The sequence below is a fragment of the Paenibacillus sp. FSL M7-1046 genome (assembly GCF_038007405.1).
Taxonomy (GTDB): domain Bacteria; phylum Bacillota; class Bacilli; order Paenibacillales; family Paenibacillaceae; genus Paenibacillus_AQ.
In genome coordinates this window covers 102,323-120,487 of record NZ_JBBOXB010000001.1, presented here as the reverse complement: position 1 = coordinate 120,487, position 18,165 = coordinate 102,323, and the positions used below count along the sequence as shown (strand labels likewise).

Here is an 18,165-nt window from a genome sequence, read left to right as displayed (position 1 = left end):
TGAATGCGGCTATGGTGCGAAGAGGGTAACGATACGAGGACGATTAGACGGCTACGGTGCGAAGAAGGTAGCGATACGAAGACGACTAGACAGCCACGGTGCGAAGAAGGTAGCGATATGAAGACAATTAGACTGCTACGGTGCGAAGAAGGTAGCGATACGAAGACGACTAGACAGCTACGATGTTTAGTAGGTAACGTCACGAAGTTAGCTACGAGCAGAGGCGGACCGCAGCGACGTTATTTTATCAATGAGCTTTAGTTTTCCAAGTAAACGGACCCCAGCGCCGCTATTTCATTCGCTGGGCTGTACCGTGGAGGTAAATGATGCTAATAACGTCTCTGGAGTCCGAGAAGAGCGAAAAACAGCAAGAAATCTGCAAATAGCGCCTCTCCAGTCCGCGTAGCCACCAGGTGCTCGGATCATGAGCGATGAACCAAGCATTCTGTGCCAGTCCTCCCCTTGAGAAACTGAGTGCTGCATCAGCAGCTGCAAGGCAATCAACTGACTATCGTCCGGATATGCAATCGGCAATCTAAAGCGAAGCACATGGAAGATTAGTCCATATCTGAGTTAGTCACTACCAGATTTAGTTACTAATAGCTTCAGTCCATACGTGCACCTGTGCGTGCCAATCCGAACTCTTATATGCATACCTGTGCCGCAAAATGCCATGCCGTACATACACGAAACTGTCGCAGCATAGATCCCCCCTGCCATAGGCAGTGGTGACCTAAAGATATATCCAAGTAAACATACAGCTCAATAAAAGGAGAAACTGGAGATGACAAACAATCAAGCGGAACCGCAACTGGTGCCCTCAAGCGGGGAGTATACTGCCGGTGAAGAGACAGCCCAAGCGATGGCCCAAACTGCTGTGGAAGAGTATGAGTTTGTTGACGGCCAGCTGGAGGCCGAGAATGCATTTGAGTCTAAAGCTGCTTTGCTGGCTGTAGGTACCTTGTATGGAGTGGGTGTCGGTCCCGGGGACCCGGAGCTGATTACGGTCAAAGCCTGCCGTCTGCTGAAAGAATGTCCGGTGATCGCCTATCCGGCTGCCAAAAAGGGCGGCAAATCCTATGCCCAGGAGATCGTCGACACCTATGTAAATGAGGACGAAAAGGTCATGCTGGGACTTGTGTTTCCGATGACCAAAGACCCTGTGCAGCTGGAGAATGGTTGGCGCTGGACTGTGGAGCTGTGCTGGAATGAGCTGCGCCTTGGCAATGATGTTGCTTTTGTGACGGAGGGTGACCCCAATCTGTACAGCACCTTTATTCATCTGGCCCGTTTAATGCAAGAGCAGCATCCCGTTGTGCCGATTGTATCGGTTCCCGGAATTTCTTCAGTGCTGGGTGCCGCTGCGACACTCGAACAGCCGCTTGCCGACGGCGATCAGCGGGTGGGTATCATTCCGGCTACCGATGACCGCGAGGCGCTGAAGGAAGCACTGCTGCATCATGATACTGTAGTGTTCCTTAAAGTGGCGAAGGTGCTTGATCTGGTGCTGGAGGTGCTGGATGAACTGGGTCTTGGAGGAAAAGCGTCCGTCGTCACTAAGGTGACTTCTCCCTATGAGACCGTCTGGCGGGATGCCCGCGATCTGCGCGGCTCGGATCTGGAGTATTTGAGTCTGATGGTGGTGAGCAAATGACGGAAGTACAGCTGGAACCTAAGGTCTACATCGTCGGGGCAGGACCCGGCGATCCTGAGCTGATTACCGTTAAGGGCAGCCGTATTCTGCGCTCGGCCGATCTCGTATTGTACGCCGATTCGCTGGTCAGTGAAGAGCTGATCTTCAGCGCGAAGCCCGGTGCTGAGGTGCTGCAAAGCTCAGGGATGGATCTGGAGCGACAGGTGGAGCTGATGGCAGAAGCGGTGCAGGCCGGCAAAAGCGTAGCCCGTGTGCACACAGGCGACCCCTCGATGTACGGTGCGATCCTGGAGCAGATGTCGCTGCTGAAGCTGTGCGGCGTCGGCTATGAGATCGTGCCGGGTGTCAGTTCTGTTTTTGCCTCGGCGGCGGCACTTGGCGCGGAGCTGACGGTGCCGGAGCTAACGCAGACGGTCATTCTGACCCGTGCCGAAGGACGCACGCCCGTGCCCGAGCGCGAGCAGCTGCGCCGTCTGGCCAGCCATCACTGCACGGTGGCACTGTTCCTCAGCGCTTCACTGGCCGGACATGCGGCGGAGGAATTCCTCGCCGCCGGATGGAGTCCGGACACGCCTGTGGCTGTGGTCAAACGGGCGACATGGCCGGATCAGCAGATTCTGCGGACAACGGTAGAGAGACTGGAGGCTGACCTGCGTGAAGCGGGCATTACGATGCATGCGATGATTCTGGCCGGCTGGGCATTGGATCCCGGGCTGGTCGACCGCGATGCCCACCGCTCAAAGCTGTACGACAAGACGTTTACCCACGGCTGCCGGGAAGGGACCGGCAATCATGGATAAGAAATATGCGGCTGTCGCCATTACACGTAACGGCATTAAGCTTGCGCTGACGCTGGGGGAGCAACTGGGCAGTACCGAAGTGTTCTGCTACGCCAAGTACAGCGGGAAGCTTGAAGAGATACCGGGGGAACGCCGGATATTTTCCGAGCCGCTAAAAGAGCTGCTGCCGGTCTTATTCCAACGTTATGAGGCTTTGATTCTTTTCTTCTCGCTTGGCGCAGCGGTAAGATTAGCTGCGCCATTGCTGCAGGATAAAAAAACCGACCCTGCCGTCATCGTGATTGACGAACGCGGAGAGCATGTAATTAGCATGCTTTCCGGACATTTGGGCGGGGCCAACAGGCTGACGCTGCAGATTGCCGGGCTGCTGGGCAGCCATCCCGTGATCACAACCGCCTCGGATGTTCAGGGGACTTTCGCGGCGGATTTGCTCGGCCATGAATTCGGCTGGCGGCCGGAGAGCTTCGCCCACATGAAGGCGGTGAGCGCCGCCTTGGTGAACGGCGAGCGGGTAGCCTTCCTGCAGGAGCACGGGGAGCGCGGCTGGCTGCACCCTGGAGCGGCATTGCCCGAGCATGTGCAGCTCTGCGGGGATATGGCTGAAATGCGCGCGGTTTCCTTCAGCGCGGCAATTGTTGTAACCGACCGGCTGCTGAAAGCGCCGGAAGCAGCGGCTTTGCCGGAACGGACCGTAGTGTACCGTCCGCGCAGCCTGGTGCTCGGTCTGGGCTGCAACCGCGGCACTTCGGCGGCGGAGCTGGAAGCCGTGGTGGCGGAAACCCTGGCAGAGCTGGGGCTGTCTCTCCTAAGCGTGCGGAATGCGGCCACTGCCGGGATCAAAGGCGATGAAGCCGGACTGCTCGCTTTGTGCGCCAAGCACGGCTGGGAGCTGGCTTTGTATCCGCCGGAGCAGCTGAATACGGTGCCGCTGGACCAGCCGTCGGAGATTGTATTCAAGGCGACCGGAGCCTATGGTGTTTGCGAGCCTGCAGCCCTTTTGTCTTCCGGTGCGAGGGACTTGCTTTTGCCCAAGAAAAAAAGCGGCAATGTGACGATTGCCGTGGCCAGGGTTATTTTTGACAGGGGGGAGGACGACTCAGATGTATGAGTGGGAAGGAGACGATCTTTCGTTGCAGCGGCGTGCCCGCATCCTTGTAGCCGGTACAGGCAGCGGTTCGGGAAAAACGACGGTAACGCTTGGACTGATGCGGGCCTTTGCCCGGCGTGGACTAAACGTGCAGGGCTTCAAATGCGGCCCGGATTACATTGATCCGGCCTATCATGCCGCTGTTACCGGACGTTCACCCCGGAATCTTGATTCCTGGATGACCTCAGGCGAGTATTTGCTGGAGTACTTTCTGCGCTCCTCAGCGGAAGCGGATCTTTCGGTGATCGAAGGGGTCATGGGGCTGTATGACGGCAAAGAAGCGACAGGGCTAACCGGCTCAACCGCCGAGATCGCCATCCTGACAGACAGCCCGGTATTGCTGGTGCTCGATGTCCGCAGCATGGGCCGCAGTGCGGCGGCAATAGTACTGGGCTTCCAGCAGCTGGAGCCGCGCGTACGTATTGCCGCGGTTATCGTGAACCGCTGCGGCAGTGCCAGCCATTACCAGACGGTGAAGGCGGCGATTGAAGCCGCCTGCGGGATTCCCGTGCTGGGCTGGCTGCTGCGGGATAGCGGGCTTGACATTCCGGAGCGGCATTTGGGCCTGCTGCCCGCCGTTGAGCGGGGGGAGCTGGAGTCCTTGTTCGACCGTGCCGCCGATCTGCTGGCGGAGGGCACCGACCTCTCGGCGCTGCTGCAGCTTGCCGGAGCAGCGCCCCCGCTGCGGCATCCGCTCCACTTACCGGAGATCCCGCTGGCAGAGATCTCCCTGTTTGGTGACCCTCCACAGGGCGGGTCGCCAGCTGAAGACTATCCGGCGGCGGCGTCCGATTGCCTGCGTGAAGATCAACCGGCAGGCATCGCGGAAACAGGATTGCCAACTAATCCTGCTCCCGGTTTGCACCTTTCCCGGGGTGTGGAAAGTGAACGGGCAGCATCTTCCCAGCGGCCAGAACAGCCGACAACCGGCAGCGAATCCGCGGCGGTATCCCCAGCCGTATCCCATGCCGTGTCCCATGCTGTATCACTAGGCGGCCATCTTCCCATCGCTCCGTCACTTGCGTCAGCCAGCTACCAGTCACCGGTTCACCCTATCGCTCCGTCACTTGCGTCAGCCAGCCACCAGCCGCCGGTTCAACCCATCCATCCGTCCCTTGAACCAGCCGACTACCGCCCGGTTCTTGCCGTTGCCCGTGATGCGGCATTTAATTTCTATTACACTGACAATCTGGAGCTGTTGGTTCGAGCCGGTGCAAGACTGGCTGAATTCAGCCAGCTGCGCGGCGAGGGCATTCCGCCGGATGCGGACGGCATTTATATCGGCGGCGGGTTTCCCGAAGAGTTCGCTTCCGTGATCGCGGGGAACAAGGCTTTCCTGAACGGCATCCGGTCAGCTGCGGCGGACGGAATGCCGCTCTATGCCGAATGTGGCGGCTATATGGTACTGGCCCGCAGTCTGACCGACCGCAGCGGGAACTTGCATGAGATGGCCGGGATTATTCCGGCCCATACGGTTATGCAGGAGCGTCGTGCGGCGCTTGGTTACCGGGAAGTTACCGCGATCCGGGACTGCCTGCTGCTGCAGCAGGGAGAGACGCTGCGCGGACATGAATTTCATTACTCCGTCATGAGTTATGACCATGGAGAGCCGAGGACCTTTGCGTATGAGAGCAAAGGGAGAGGCGGCAGCCAGCCGGAAGGTTATGTAAGCGGCAATGTGATGGCAGCTTATGCCCATATTCATCTGGCTTCTTATCTGCCGGCCGCCGCACGGTTTGTCGCAGCCTGCCGGGCCTATCATGAACGTAAGTAAGCCAGATATTTACCAGCTATGACAAAGGACAAAACAGCTGCTCCGGTTAAACAGGGGGTAGCGTGTAAAGTCCTTTTTTTTCGATAAACAGAAGTATGTCAACCGCTTGTCATAACCCTGCAACCCACGTATAATAAAGGCAAGAGAGCGCTTTAATATTGTATAACTACCGGTAGAGCCGGTTAACGGCCAGCCGTTTATGGAGAAGGGGGAACACTGCAGTGAAATTGTTGGGAGCGATTGAAGCAGGGGGAACGAAGTTTGTATGCGGAGTGGGGAATGAGGACGGGACGATAATCGACCGGGTCAGCTTTCCAACGACAACGCCCAAAGAGACGATGGGACTCGTGATCGACTATTTTGGCAATAAACAAGTCGGCGCCATCGGCATCGGCTCATTTGGACCCATTGATCCGGTGCTGGGAAGCCCTACGTATGGATATATTACGACGACTCCGAAACCTCACTGGGGACAATATAATTTGGTAGGAGCCGTAGGCGGACAATTCAATGTGCCGATCGGTTTTGATACGGATGTGAATGGAGCAGCGTTGGGTGAATACAAATGGGGCGCGGCTCAGGGGCTGGACAGCTGTCTTTATATTACCGTTGGCACAGGCATCGGGGCCGGGGCAGTGGTCGGCGGTGAGCTGATTCACGGCTTATCCCATCCTGAAATGGGGCATATTCTCGTGCCGCGCCATCCGGAGGACAACTTTGCAGGCTTTTGCCCTTATCATGGGGATTGCCTGGAAGGCCTGGCCGCAGGTCCGGCAATCGGCAGCCGTTGGGGCCAGCCGGCAGGCGAGCTGCCTGCGGATCACCCGGCCTGGGCCATGGAGGCCCATTATCTGGCGCATGCACTAATGAATTATGTGCTTATTCTGTCTCCGCAGAAGATCGTTATGGGCGGCGGAGTCATGAAGCAGAGCCAGCTGTTCCCGTTAATCCATGCCAAGCTGCAAGAGTTGCTGGGAGGTTATGTGCAGCATCCTGCGCTGAATGAAGGCATCGGCAACTATGTTGTTTCACCACAGCTTGGAGACAATGCCGGACTGTCCGGAGCGCTTGGATTAGCCAAAATGGCGTTAGACAGAGCCTAACACAAAAAGGGATTGACTGTTCGGCAATCTATGGTATCCTAGGATTTAACAGTATAGCATTTAAGAGGGAGCACCTCTTTCACGTTCAGCGTGAGAGAGGTGCTTTTTGTGCGTTCAAGGGGTCTATACAGCAGTCGTGCTCTATAGATCGGAAGCTCCGGCGTTGACGCGATCATGCTTACTGTAAGACGAGGAAGGTAGGGATCGGGATGCAGATCGTATTTATGAACCGGTTGTCGAGAATGTCAGGGGCGGACCAGGAAGCGTTTGCCCAGCTATGGATTGGCGAGGAAGAAGGCATTTGGAGTCTGGGCTGGCGCGATTTTTCCGGAGCCGAGGAGCTGAGCGACAACATTTGGTATGAGGGCGGCTCATGGAATGAGATGTTATGTGTATACAGGCATGAGCTGGCGGTAAAGATGGGGGACGGCTACCGTCCGTTAATCGACGGCGTATTCCATGAAGAAGAGGGTCTGAACAGCCGTAATCAGGAGCAGCTCAAGCTGCAGCATTACAGCGAACAGCACGCTAACGAAGCCATTTATGAGGAGCTCTGCGCCTGGCGCAGGGGCAGGGCATCCAGTGAGCGCAAAGCGCCTTATATTCTGGCCAGCAACCGTCTGCTGCGGATGCTCAGCGCATTTCTTCCCCGCACGCCGGAGGAACTGCTGCAAATCCCCGGGGTCGGCGAGGGAAAGGCTTCGCAATATGGGGGTGAATGGCTGAACATCACTTCGGGAGCTTCGCGTGATCACAGTTATCCGCTGAGCTGGGTCAACGAGGCTGTTGAAGAGGAAGCTTTCAGCTCATGGCTTTATAAGCAGAAAGAGCTTAAGTACAAGAAACAGCTGGAACGGTTGCGGCTGCGGCGCATAGTGCTCCAGGGGATTGAAAACGGCCTGGGAATGGACCAGCTCAAAACGACGAGCGGGGTTGGCCGCCGTGAAGTGCTCGAAGCGGTAGAAGAACTGGAGAAGGACGGATATTCCGTGGAGAAGCTGATTGAGCTGGAACTACAGGGAATTTCACCAAACGAGCAGGACAGTATATGGACCGCTTATGAACTGTTGGGGGATTCCTTCCTGAAGCCTGTGCTGTATAAAGCGTACGGAGAGGAATTTTCACCTGCCGAAGGGCTGGATATGTATTATGAACGGCTGAGGCTGATCCGGATCCGTTTCCGGCGCGGTACGGAGAACGGAGTGGAAATGGCTACGGGGTTTTAGAATAAGGCTTTCGATGCCGGGGCGAAATGAAGTTGCCTAAGCGAAAGAATTGTAGCTAAGCGGGATTTTTCCCTTGCAGGAGAGAGTTCCGCTTAGGTTTTTTTTCGATTTGTATTACAAAATATGCAAACAGGGTAATGAACATTAACCTTTAGGCAGATGATCAAAGGGGATTTGCGGATTGCCGCTGAACATATTCTGGATTGGAGCTGTATACATGAATGTTTTACAATGGCTTGAAGTGTGGTATTCACGGCAATGTGACGGAGATTGGGAACACAGCCAGGTTGTCAGCATCACGACACTTGATAATCCCGGATGGTCTGTTGACATTTTTCTGGGGGGGACCGAACTGGAGGATAAAGGTTTTGAACTGCTGAATATTGACAGGTCGGATGTCGACTGGGTATACGGCAAGGTAAGCGATAATATTTTCCAGGGAAGAGGAGGAGTGAACAATTTAGAAGAGATCCTACAAATATTTCAGCAATGGGCAATGCTTAACGAAGATTAGGAAATGATGCTATTCAGCTTCTTCTAAACAAAAAGACGAAGGCTTCCATTCCCTTGCGGTACTGGTGCCTTCGCCTAGCGTATTCGTCCGTTGTTGTTCATAGCCAATCCTTTTTGCGGAAAACAAACAGCATCCCGCAGCCGAGCGTCACCATAACGGCAATAACGCCATAGTAGCCGTACTCTGAATGGGTCTCGGGAATATTGTCAAAGTTCATCCCGTAGATCCCGGTAATTACGGTCAGCGGCATGAATATCGTTGTAATGGCTGTAAATACTCTCATAATTTCGTTGGCACGGTTGGCAATACTCGATTGGTACGCCTCGCGCAAGTTGCCCATAAGATCGCGGTAGGTCTCGAAGGTTTCAGAGATTTTGACCGCATTTTCATAAATATCGCTAAAATACTTCTGCAGCTGGTCATCGATCAGGCGGAGGTCTTTTTTATTTAGGGTGTTGATAACCTCTTTCTGCGGTCCAAGCATCTTCTTCAGCCAGAGAATTTCGCTGCGCAGACCGATGATCTCGCTAAGATGCGATTTCTTGGTATGCATAAGGATATCCTCTTCCAGCTTCTCAATCCGCACTTCAATCCGGTCGCCGACGGAGAAATAGTTATCCACGACAGTGTCGATCAGATGGTACAGGAAGCGGTCCGGCTCGCTGACCTCCTGCTCCCACAGGATGGGTTTCAGCACACGCAGCTCATGGATCTTTTGTTTGGTGACGGTAATAATGTAATGTCTGCCGAGAAACACGTTCAGTGCACGGAGGAAAATCTCCTCGTCATCAAAACGGATACTGTTGACAACTATAAAATAATGGCTTTCATAAATTTCAATCTTCGGGCGCTGCTCCTCTTCGCTGAGGCAATCCTCAACGGCCAGGTCATGCAGATTGTATAGGGGCTGAAGCAGCTCCAAATCCTCAACATCCGCATCAATCCAGTAGAAGCCCTCTGTAGGGGCTGTCAGTGTTTCTTCAATATCCTCAATAGTTGTAAAAACCCCTGCGTTCACCAGCCGGATTTTCATCTGATTCACTCCTTCTGTCCCCAGTCTTCTCCAGGGATATGCTAATTAAAGCACAGAGAAAAAGATCAGCTTGGCCGGTGGTACAATCAATGAATCAGGCCAAATGACGTTTCGAGAGCATGAAGAAGAACTGCCCCCGCCGCCGGCAAGCTGATGTTAATCCTGTGTGGTAGCTCACTTTGCACGCTTAACTGCGCACCCGGGTCGCCTTCCATTCTTCTCTCACCTCTTCTTTTCGTCATTTATGGTATGAAACACTTGTCTAGTATAACGCCGGGGTATGCCTCTTTCAAGCAAAATTCTTTTCACTTTCAGGGGCTCTTTAGCATTGTATGGACTTGACGAAAAGGAGGTTCATGATTTAAAGTGAATTTTAAGAAAAACAACGTTTGACATTTTAGATTTTTCTAACTGAATACAGCTAAATCTTATCAAGAGCAGGTGGAGGGACTAGCCCGATGAAACCCGGCAACCGGCGTGTGAACGCACGGTGCTAATTCTTGCGGAAGCTTTGCAGGGGATATTTGAATCCCGGCAGAAGTTCTCTGGCAGATGAGAGAGGCGCATATGACTGCAAATCTATGACCTTTCTCGCCCGAGAAAGGTCTTTTTTGGTTGTATTTTAAACACAAGCCGTATTAGCGGCACTCAAATTCAGTTAAGGAGTGGACACAACAATGCCAATTAAAATTCCCGACAGCTTGCCGGCCAAAGAGGTATTATCCGGGGAGAATATCTTTGTAATGGATGAAAGCCAGGCCTTCCACCAGGACATCCGCCCCTTGCGAATCGCTATTCTGAATTTAATGCCGACTAAGGAAACAACGGAAACGCAGCTGCTGCGCCTAATCGGAAACTCGCCGCTTCAGGTTGATGTGATTCTGCTGCATCCCAGCTCCCATACCTCTAAGAACACTTCGGCAGAGCACTTGAAGAGCTTTTATAAAACCTTTGACGAAATCAGCCACCGCCGTCTGGATGGATTAATTGTTACCGGCGCCCCGGTAGAACAGATGGAGTTCGAGGATGTGAACTACTGGGAAGAGCTGAAAGAAATCTTCGAATGGAGCAAACATAACGTTACTTCGACCATGCATATCTGTTGGGCTGCCCAGGCAGGACTGTATCACCACTTTGGAGTGCGCAAGGTTAGCTTGGACGAGAAATGCTTCGGAGTTTTCCCGCACACCCTGAGCCATAATAACGTCAAGCTGTTGCGCGGATTTGACGAAGTGTTCCATGTTCCACATTCCCGCCATACCGACATTTCCCGTGAGGATATCCTCGCTAATCCGGATCTGCAGATTCTGGCCGAATCGGAGGAAGCCGGAATTTATCTGGTAGCGACACATGACGGCAGACAGATTTTTGTTACTGGTCATTCTGAATATGATCCTTTTTCCCTCAAATGGGAGTATGACCGGGATGCAGCCAAGGGGATGGATGTCGCACTGCCGAAGCATTACTATCCAAAGGATGATCCGCAGCGCACACCGCCGGCCGTCTGGAGAGCCCATGCCAACTTATTGTTTGCCAATTGGCTCAATTACTATGTATACCAGGAGACCCCTTACGATATTGGTCCGATTATTTAAAAGAGAAGACGTTAACTGCTTCACACTATATAGAATAATTTACACCACATTTAGGAGGCTTACAGATGGACGAGAAACTTAGGATTGAAAGCAGACTGGCGCAAATTGGTTCACAGGAAGATCCCGCTACAGGGGCAGTAAATTATCCGATTTATAATGCAACGGCATTCCGCCACCCTAGACTCGGACAAAGCACAGGTTTTGACTACAGCCGCACCAAAAGCCCAACCCGCTCTGTGCTGGAAGAGGCGGCTGCGGAGCTGGAATCCGGGGACGCCGGTTTTGCCTGCAGCTCCGGGATGGCTGCGCTGACCACAGTGTTTGCGCTGTTCGGGCATGGTGACCATCTGGTGGTCTCGCTGGATCTGTACGGGGGAACATACCGGCTGCTTGAGCGGATTCTGTCCAAGTACGGGATCAGCGCCTCCTATGTGGATACAAACGATCTTGATGCGCTGGAAGCGGCACGCCTTCCGAATACGAAGGCTGTATTTATTGAAACCCCGACCAATCCGCTGATGATGATTACGGATGTATCAGCCGTGTGTACGTGGGCCCGCCGCCATGGGCTGCTCACAATCGTAGACAATACGCTGCTTACCCCGTTCTTCCAGCGTCCGCTGGAGCTCGGCGCGGATATTATTGTCCACAGTGCCACCAAATATCTGGGTGGCCATAACGATGTCCTTGCGGGTCTTATCGTTACCAAGGGCACCGAGCTGTCGGCAGAAATGGCCATTCTTCATAACTCTCTGGGCGCCGTGCTTGCACCAAATGACAGCTACCAGCTGATGAAAGGCATGAAGACGCTGGCCCTGCGTATGGAGCGGCATGAGAGCAATGCGCTGGAATTGGCTCATTATCTGCTGGAGCACCCGGCTATTGCAGAGGTATTCCATCCGGGGTTGCCTGATCACCCGGGCTACGAGATTCAGAACCGCCAGTCCTCCGGCAACACCGGGATCTTCTCCTTCAAGGTAAAAGACGCCAGATATGTGGAGCCGCTGCTCCGCCATATCCGCCTGATCGCCTTTGCCGAAAGCCTGGGCGGTGTCGAGTCGCTGATGACCTATCCGGCGGTGCAGACCCATGCCGACATTCCGGTCGAAATTCGCGATGCCGTAGGCGTGGATGACCGTCTGCTGCGCTTCTCCGTCGGAATAGAGCATGTGAATGATTTGAAGAGCGATCTTAGCCAGGCACTGGAAGCAGCGCGGATCGAGCTTGAGGAAGCTGCGGATTAAGGGAAAGCAGGCGAGTGATAAAGGGTACCGGCAGCAGCGCCGCTTGATGGTGCTGCTGCTTTTTGATTTATTAGGAATGTAAAAACATGCCTGCCTCGGCTGAGGAATCGCGTGTACGCAAAAAGTTTCTCAAGCCGCCCGGATTGTGATACGATGAAGAAACGAGCTTATTCAAATGTTATACAAATTTAATTCATCCATCATACTAAATGGGCTTAAGAGGAGGCTGCGAACGATGAGTGCGATAGATCTTATTCTGGATAAGACGCTGAAGGGCGAACGTCTTCAATTGGAGGACACTATCCGGTTGTTCGAGAGCAACGAAATTGAGAAAATGGGCGCTGCCGCAGATATTATTATGAAACGCTGGCACCCGGACCCGCTGGCCACATTCGTGATCGGCCGCAATATTAACTACACCAATGTGTGCGATGTGTACTGCCGTTTCTGCGCATTTTACCGCAGACCCGGATCCGAGGAGGGTTATGTGCTTCCGGATGAGACCATCTATCAAAAAATTGCCGAAACCATAGCTGTAAACGGCACAGAAATCCTCATGCAGGGCGGCACGAATCCAAATCTGCCGTTCAGCTACTATACGGATCTGCTGCGTGGCATTAAGCAGCGTTTCCCGGAAATTACGATGCATTCCTTCTCCCCGGCGGAGATTATGAAGATGAAGGAAGTGTCCGGCCTTTCTCTGGAAGAGGTAGTACGGGAGATTCATGCCGCAGGACTAGATTCGCTGCCAGGCGGTGGAGCGGAAATTCTTGACGACCGTACCCGCCGCAAGATCAGCCGGCTGAAAGGCTCCTGGCGTGAATGGATGGACGTCATGCAGACCGCACATAAAATCGGCATGAACACGACCGCAACGATGGTTATTGGCCTGGGAGAGAGTATGGAAGAGCGGGCGCTTCATTTGCTTCGCGTACGTGAAGCTCAAGATGAGTGTATCGCCAATAAATATGACTCCGAAGGGTTCCTGGCCTTCATCTCCTGGACATTCCAGCCGGACAACACCAACCTGAAGCTTGACAGACAGACGCCGGAGGAATACCTGAAGACGGTAGCCATCAGCCGGCTTGTGCTGGATAATATCAAGAACTTCCAATCCTCCTGGGTAACGATGGGTCCTGAGGTTGGCAAGTTGTCCCTTCAATACGGATGCAATGATTTCGGAAGTACAATGATTGAAGAGAACGTGGTTTCCTCGGCGGGTGCGACCTACAAGGTCAACATCGAGTCGATCACCCAGCTCATCCGTGAGGCGGGCAAGATACCGGCGCAGCGCAACACACGCTACGATATTCTGCGGACATTCGAGGATGCCAATGCGAAGATCGACAATGATTTTGTGATGCAGAACTAGGAAGCTCCGCTGATATTCTAAGTTTAATACACCTTCATAACAATGCGTTAGAGCACCTGTCCGTGTACTTGGCAATTCACGGGCGGGTGCTTTTTGCTGTGTGCCTGCGTGGTGATAACTAACCAGCGGCTATGTCGAATCTACTAATATTTCAAGTTTTACAAAACTATTTATTAGATTTGATAAACTTCGATAGATTCCTTAACTTTGTCATGATACACTTTTTGCGGTCGGTATAAAGAGACAAAGTGGGAGGATTATTAACTTATGAAAGTAACAAGATGGAACAAGCCTATCGCTTCAATACTGGCGGCCACGGTTCTTGGTGCGCAAGTGTTGGGGGGGATGTTTGCAGGTTCAGTTTTGGGAGCGGAAAAGGTTGAAGCCGCAGGTGCTGCTGCAGACTCTTCGGCCACAGTTAAACTGCGGCTCATGAGCACAACGGACGTGCATACAAATGTCTATGGCTGGGACTACTTCAAGAATGATAAATCCTTGACGGTAGGTCTGGACCGCACGGCAACATTGGTTAAAACGGCCAGACAAGAGAATCCGAACAATCTTTTGCTCGACAACGGTGATTTGATTCAAGGCACTCCGCTTGGCACTTATATGGCAACCAAATCGGACATTATGACAAAGGCGGGCAAAATTCATCCGCTGATCGCAGCAATGAACGTGATGGGCTATGACGCAGCCACCTTCGGCAACCATGAATTCAACTACGGGTTGGAGTATCTGGATCGGGTAGTTAATGGAAGTAAGGAAGACAGCGAAGCTACGAATGCTGATTTTAAATATGTGAATGCAAACATTTATATTGACGACCATAATGCGGATCCTGCAGATGACGTCAATGCTTATAAGCCTTATATCATCATTCCTAAGACGGTTACTGACAGCAGCGGTCAGACGCAGACGATCAAGGTTGGACTCCTTGGACTGGTAACACCGCAAATTATGGAATGGGACAAAGTGAATCTGGAAGGCAAATATATCACCAAGGATATTGCCGAAACTGCAGAGAAGTTTGTTCCCCAAATGGAGCAAGCGGGCGCAGATGTAATCGTGGCGATGGCACATACCGGATTTGATGCATCTGCCGTGAAGGGAGATCTTTCCGAAAATGACGTCAATGCGCTGAGCAAAGTGCCGGGTATTGATGCCATTACCTTCTCCCACAGCCACAAGGTATTCCCGACCAACGGGAATGACGCCCTGCTGGATGCTTCTTTTAAAGATCCCGTGACCAAGCTGCCGTACAACAACGACAAAGCGGTCATCGACAATGCAAAGGGACACATCAATAATGTTCCTGCTGTACAAGCCGGCTACGGCGGTGCATACCTGGGCATCATCGATCTCTCGGTTGTCAAAGACGGAGAAAGCGGCTGGAAGGTGGATAAAGCCAACTCGGAATCCTCCACACGTTCGATCTACCGCACAGAAAACAAAGTGAACATCGCAAATGTTGCTCCGGATGCCGAAGTGGATGCGGCGGTTGCTGCCGACCATGAAGCTACAATCGCGTACACCGGCCAGAAGCTGGGCGAAACTACGGCACCGATGAACAGCTACTTCGCTATGGTACAGGATGATCCGACAGTACAGATCGTAACCTATGCGCAAAAATGGTACGTGGAGAATTACATCGCCATCAGCGCACCGGAATACAAGGATCTGCCAATTCTCAGTGTCGGGGCGCCTTTCAAAGCGGGACGTAATGGCCCTGACGAATACACCAAAATTGATAAAGGCGATTTGACGATCCGCAGCGCCAGCGACCTCTATCTCTATGACAATACGCTGAAAGCGATTCTGGTCAAAGGCAGCACAGTCAAAGAATGGCTTGAAATGAGCGCCGGTGCCTTCAACCGCATCAAAACAGGCATTTCGACGCCGCAGTCTTTGCTTAATCCTTCTTTTGCCGTATATAATTTCGATGTAATTGACGGAATTAAATACCAAATTGATGTGACCAAGAACGCGAAGTACAAGCCGGACGGGTCTATCAATGACGCAACTTCCAGCCGGGTGACGGAAGTGACCTACAACGATCAGCCGCTGGATATGAATCAGGAATTCGTCGTTGTAACGAACAACTATCGTGCCAGCGGAGGCGGCAACTTCCCAGGTGTGAAGGACTCGGTCATGATCCTGAATTCCCAGGAAGAGAACCGCCAGGTGCTGATGGATTACATTACCACTGCCGGTACAATTGATCCAACTGCTGACAACAACTGGTCGATTGCTCCGATCAAGGGGAATGTCAACGTTACCTTTACCTCTTCTCCAGCTGCAGCAGCAGTGATGACCGGGAACATTACGGATACCGGTGAGCGTGACGGACGTGATTTTGAAATCTATAATTTGAAATTGAAGGAAACCACTCCTCCGCCTACCGGGGATGTCGAGGTTCACCTTCTCGGAATCAATGACTTCCACGGCCAATTGGATACAACATCTATGGTGGGCGATAAGAAGGCAGGTACTGCAGCTGTGCTCGCCACCTATTTGAAAGAGGCACGCGCGAAATATCCGAATTCCCTGCTGTTCCATAACGGTGACTCCGTGGGTGCATCTGCACCGGTATCCTCGCTTGAACGCGACGAGCCGACCCACGAATGGATGAACCTGATGAAATTTGATGTGGGAACCTTGGGCAACCATGAGTTCGATCAAGGTGTTGCGGCGCTGAAAACACAAATTTTCGGCGGTGTGGACCCGGTTAACGGCAAAGTTAATCATGCGGGTTCGGATTTTGATTACATCAATGCTAATGCAGTAGACAGCAAAACCGGAGAACCGATCATCACGCCTTACGTTATTAAGGAAGTTGGCGGTATCCAAATCGGCTTTATCGGCGTGGTTACCAAAGCGACGCCAAGCAAAGTATCCCCAGCCGGAACGGCTGGCGTGAAATTCCTGTCGGCTGAGGAAGAAGTTGCGGCGATTGAGAAATACGCCAAGGAATTGCAGCAAAAAGGCGTGGAAACGATCATTGTACTTGCCCATGATCCCGCTACAACTAAAAATGATGTGACCACAGGCGAAGCTGCCGATCTGGCCAACGCGCTTCCGGCCAACTCGCCGGTAGACGTTATCGTAGCCGGAGATAACCATGCGCTGGCCAATGGGGTTGTGAATGGCAAGCTGGTTGTTCAGGCTTACTCTTACGGCACCGCTTTTGAAGACATCAAGCTTGTTATTGATCCTACTACCCGTGATGTGAAGAGCAAAACGGCTGTAGTTACGACTACATTCCAGGAAAATATCACACCTGACGCCGAGACTGAGGCGCTGGTGAATAAGTATCTGGCGCTTCATCCGGAGCTGACTCAGCCTGTAGGCACTACAGACGGAACGATTAACCGCAACGATGCCTACACCAAGGAATCCAATCTCGGCAACCTGATTGCCGATGCGATGCGCCAAGCCGATTTCGGTGACGGCAAAGGGACTGCTGATTTCGCCTTTATGAATCCGGGCGGTATCCGCGCTGACCTTCCAAAGGGAAATGTGGCATTTGGCGATTTGGCCAAAATCCAGCCGTTCGGCAACACGCTGGTGAAGCTGACCCTGACCGGCGAACAAATCAAAACGCTGCTTCAGCAGCAGTGGAATGTTAAAGCCGATGGAACGGTAGATACAAAAACACTGCAAATTTCCGGTCTGAAATATACGGCCAACATGTACCTGCCGGTTGCTGACCGTGTGGCCAACCTTACCAAGGCTGACGGAACCGCGATCAGCATGACTCAGAGCTATACGGCAGTAGTCAACAATTTCATGGCTGCAGGCGGTGACAATTACAGCGTATTGACGAAGGCAAGCGCAACTTTGCCGGGACCTATTGACCTCGACGTGTTCTATGACTACGTTGTGAAGACATTCAAGGGCGGTGCCATTACTGCGGCGCTTGAAGGACGTATCGTCAATAATCTTACGGCTCCTAGCACAGGGGGAGGCGGTACATTACCGACAGCAACACCAAAACCTTCTCCAACCACATCAGCAAGCCCGTCGCCTAGCGCAACACCTGCGCCGGCAGGAACTTCAGCGCCGGGTGCAACGCCGGTGCCGAGTGCAACAGCGGTTCCTGTATTTAAAGATCTGGGCAAGGTAGCCTGGGCACAGGAAGCGATCAGTGCTCTGGCCGCCAAAGGCATTGTCAAAGGCCTGGACGGCAATACTTTTGCTCCGGCGAAAACTGTAACCAGAGCAGAATTTGTAACCATGCTTGTTCGTTCACTGAACCTTAGCACGCCAGGAGGTGCAACGTTCAAGGATGTTAAGCAAGGAACCTGGTATTCTGAGCCGATCTCTATTGCGGTGAATGCCGGTCTTGTAAAAGGCTCCGGAGATAACCGCTTTGAGCCGGGACGTGTAATTACCCGCCAGGAAATGGCGATTATGATTGCGGGTGCGCTTAAAGAGCAGCTGCCTTCCGTAGACAAGACTGCGGTTTTGGCAAAGTTCGCCGATAAGTCCTCCATTGCCTCCTATGCCCAGGAAGCTGTTGCACAGCTGACAGAGCTTGGAATTCTGAATGGGATGGATGACGCCAAGTTTGCACCGAAATCTAATGCGAACCGTGCTCAGGCAGCGGTGATCATCTACCGCATGCTGGAGAATAAAGCATCTTAATTTCAGCTTTTACCCGGATGTTCCGCCGGCTCTCTTAGAGAGCAGCGGAACATCTT

Annotated in this window: 12 protein-coding genes and 1 riboswitch; of the genes, 11 read left to right on the top strand and 1 reads right to left on the bottom strand. The window is 52.8% G+C overall.

Annotated features, from left to right (window positions below):
- The first annotated feature begins 943 nt into the window (after window positions 1–943).
- From cobI to NYE29_RS00385, 7 genes are all read left to right on the top strand, one after another.
- Window positions 944–1,654, top strand: a complete 711-nt coding sequence (gene cobI, locus NYE29_RS00415; protein ID WP_340899569.1) for a precorrin-2 C(20)-methyltransferase — start codon at window positions 944–946, stop codon at window positions 1,652–1,654.
- On the top strand, window positions 1,651–2,454 hold the full coding sequence (cobM, locus tag NYE29_RS00410; RefSeq protein ID WP_340893780.1) for a precorrin-4 C(11)-methyltransferase: 804 nt from the start codon (window positions 1,651–1,653) through the stop codon (window positions 2,452–2,454). The genes cobI and cobM overlap by 4 nt, the downstream gene beginning before the upstream one ends.
- A complete protein-coding gene (locus tag NYE29_RS00405; protein ID WP_340893779.1) occupies window positions 2,447–3,562 on the top strand; it encodes a cobalt-precorrin 5A hydrolase in 1,116 nt (371 codons plus the stop codon). Before cobM ends, NYE29_RS00405 begins: the two co-directional genes overlap by 8 nt.
- Window positions 3,555–5,375: a cobyrinate a,c-diamide synthase gene (locus NYE29_RS00400; RefSeq protein WP_340893778.1), complete on the top strand. Its 1,821-nt coding sequence runs from the start codon at window positions 3,555–3,557 to the stop codon at window positions 5,373–5,375. The genes NYE29_RS00405 and NYE29_RS00400 overlap by 8 nt, the downstream gene beginning before the upstream one ends.
- A gap of 221 nt (window positions 5,376–5,596) precedes the next feature.
- A complete protein-coding gene (locus NYE29_RS00395; protein WP_340893776.1) occupies window positions 5,597–6,478 on the top strand; it encodes an ROK family protein in 882 nt (293 codons plus the stop codon).
- 209 nt (window positions 6,479–6,687) lie between these two features.
- A complete protein-coding gene (locus NYE29_RS00390) occupies window positions 6,688–7,704 on the top strand; it encodes an HRDC domain-containing protein (protein ID WP_340893775.1) in 1,017 nt (338 codons plus the stop codon).
- A gap of 217 nt (window positions 7,705–7,921) precedes the next feature.
- Window positions 7,922–8,218 (top strand): immunity 53 family protein, encoded by a 297-nt coding sequence (locus NYE29_RS00385; protein WP_076111532.1) that lies wholly within the window; start codon window positions 7,922–7,924, stop codon window positions 8,216–8,218.
- Between the two features lie 97 nt (window positions 8,219–8,315).
- On the opposite strand, the gene corA is transcribed toward NYE29_RS00385, so the two are convergent.
- Window positions 8,316–9,251 carry a magnesium/cobalt transporter CorA gene (gene corA, locus NYE29_RS00380; protein ID WP_038588344.1) on the bottom strand — a complete coding sequence of 312 codons (936 nt, stop codon included), beginning with the start codon at window positions 9,249–9,251 and terminating at the stop codon, window positions 8,316–8,318.
- 425 nt (window positions 9,252–9,676) lie between these two features.
- A riboswitch (SAM riboswitch) is annotated at window positions 9,677–9,810 on the top strand.
- A gap of 118 nt (window positions 9,811–9,928) precedes the next feature.
- On the opposite strand from corA, the gene metA reads away from it, so the two are divergent.
- The 4 genes from metA (at window position 9,929) to NYE29_RS00360 (ending at window position 18,109) form a co-directional block, all read left to right on the top strand.
- Complete coding sequence (metA, locus tag NYE29_RS00375; RefSeq protein WP_038588346.1) at window positions 9,929–10,846, top strand: homoserine O-acetyltransferase MetA; 918 nt, start codon at window positions 9,929–9,931, stop codon at window positions 10,844–10,846.
- 65 nt (window positions 10,847–10,911) lie between these two features.
- Window positions 10,912–12,090, top strand: coding sequence for an aminotransferase class I/II-fold pyridoxal phosphate-dependent enzyme (locus NYE29_RS00370; protein WP_076111521.1), 1,179 nt, complete (start codon window positions 10,912–10,914; stop codon window positions 12,088–12,090).
- A gap of 235 nt (window positions 12,091–12,325) precedes the next feature.
- Window positions 12,326–13,462, top strand: coding sequence for a cyclic dehypoxanthinyl futalosine synthase (gene mqnC, locus NYE29_RS00365; RefSeq protein WP_038588354.1), 1,137 nt, complete (start codon window positions 12,326–12,328; stop codon window positions 13,460–13,462).
- Between the two features lie 267 nt (window positions 13,463–13,729).
- A complete protein-coding gene (locus tag NYE29_RS00360; protein ID WP_340893766.1) occupies window positions 13,730–18,109 on the top strand; it encodes a bifunctional 2',3'-cyclic-nucleotide 2'-phosphodiesterase/3'-nucleotidase in 4,380 nt (1,459 codons plus the stop codon).
- Window positions 18,110–18,165: the final 56 nt, after the last annotated feature.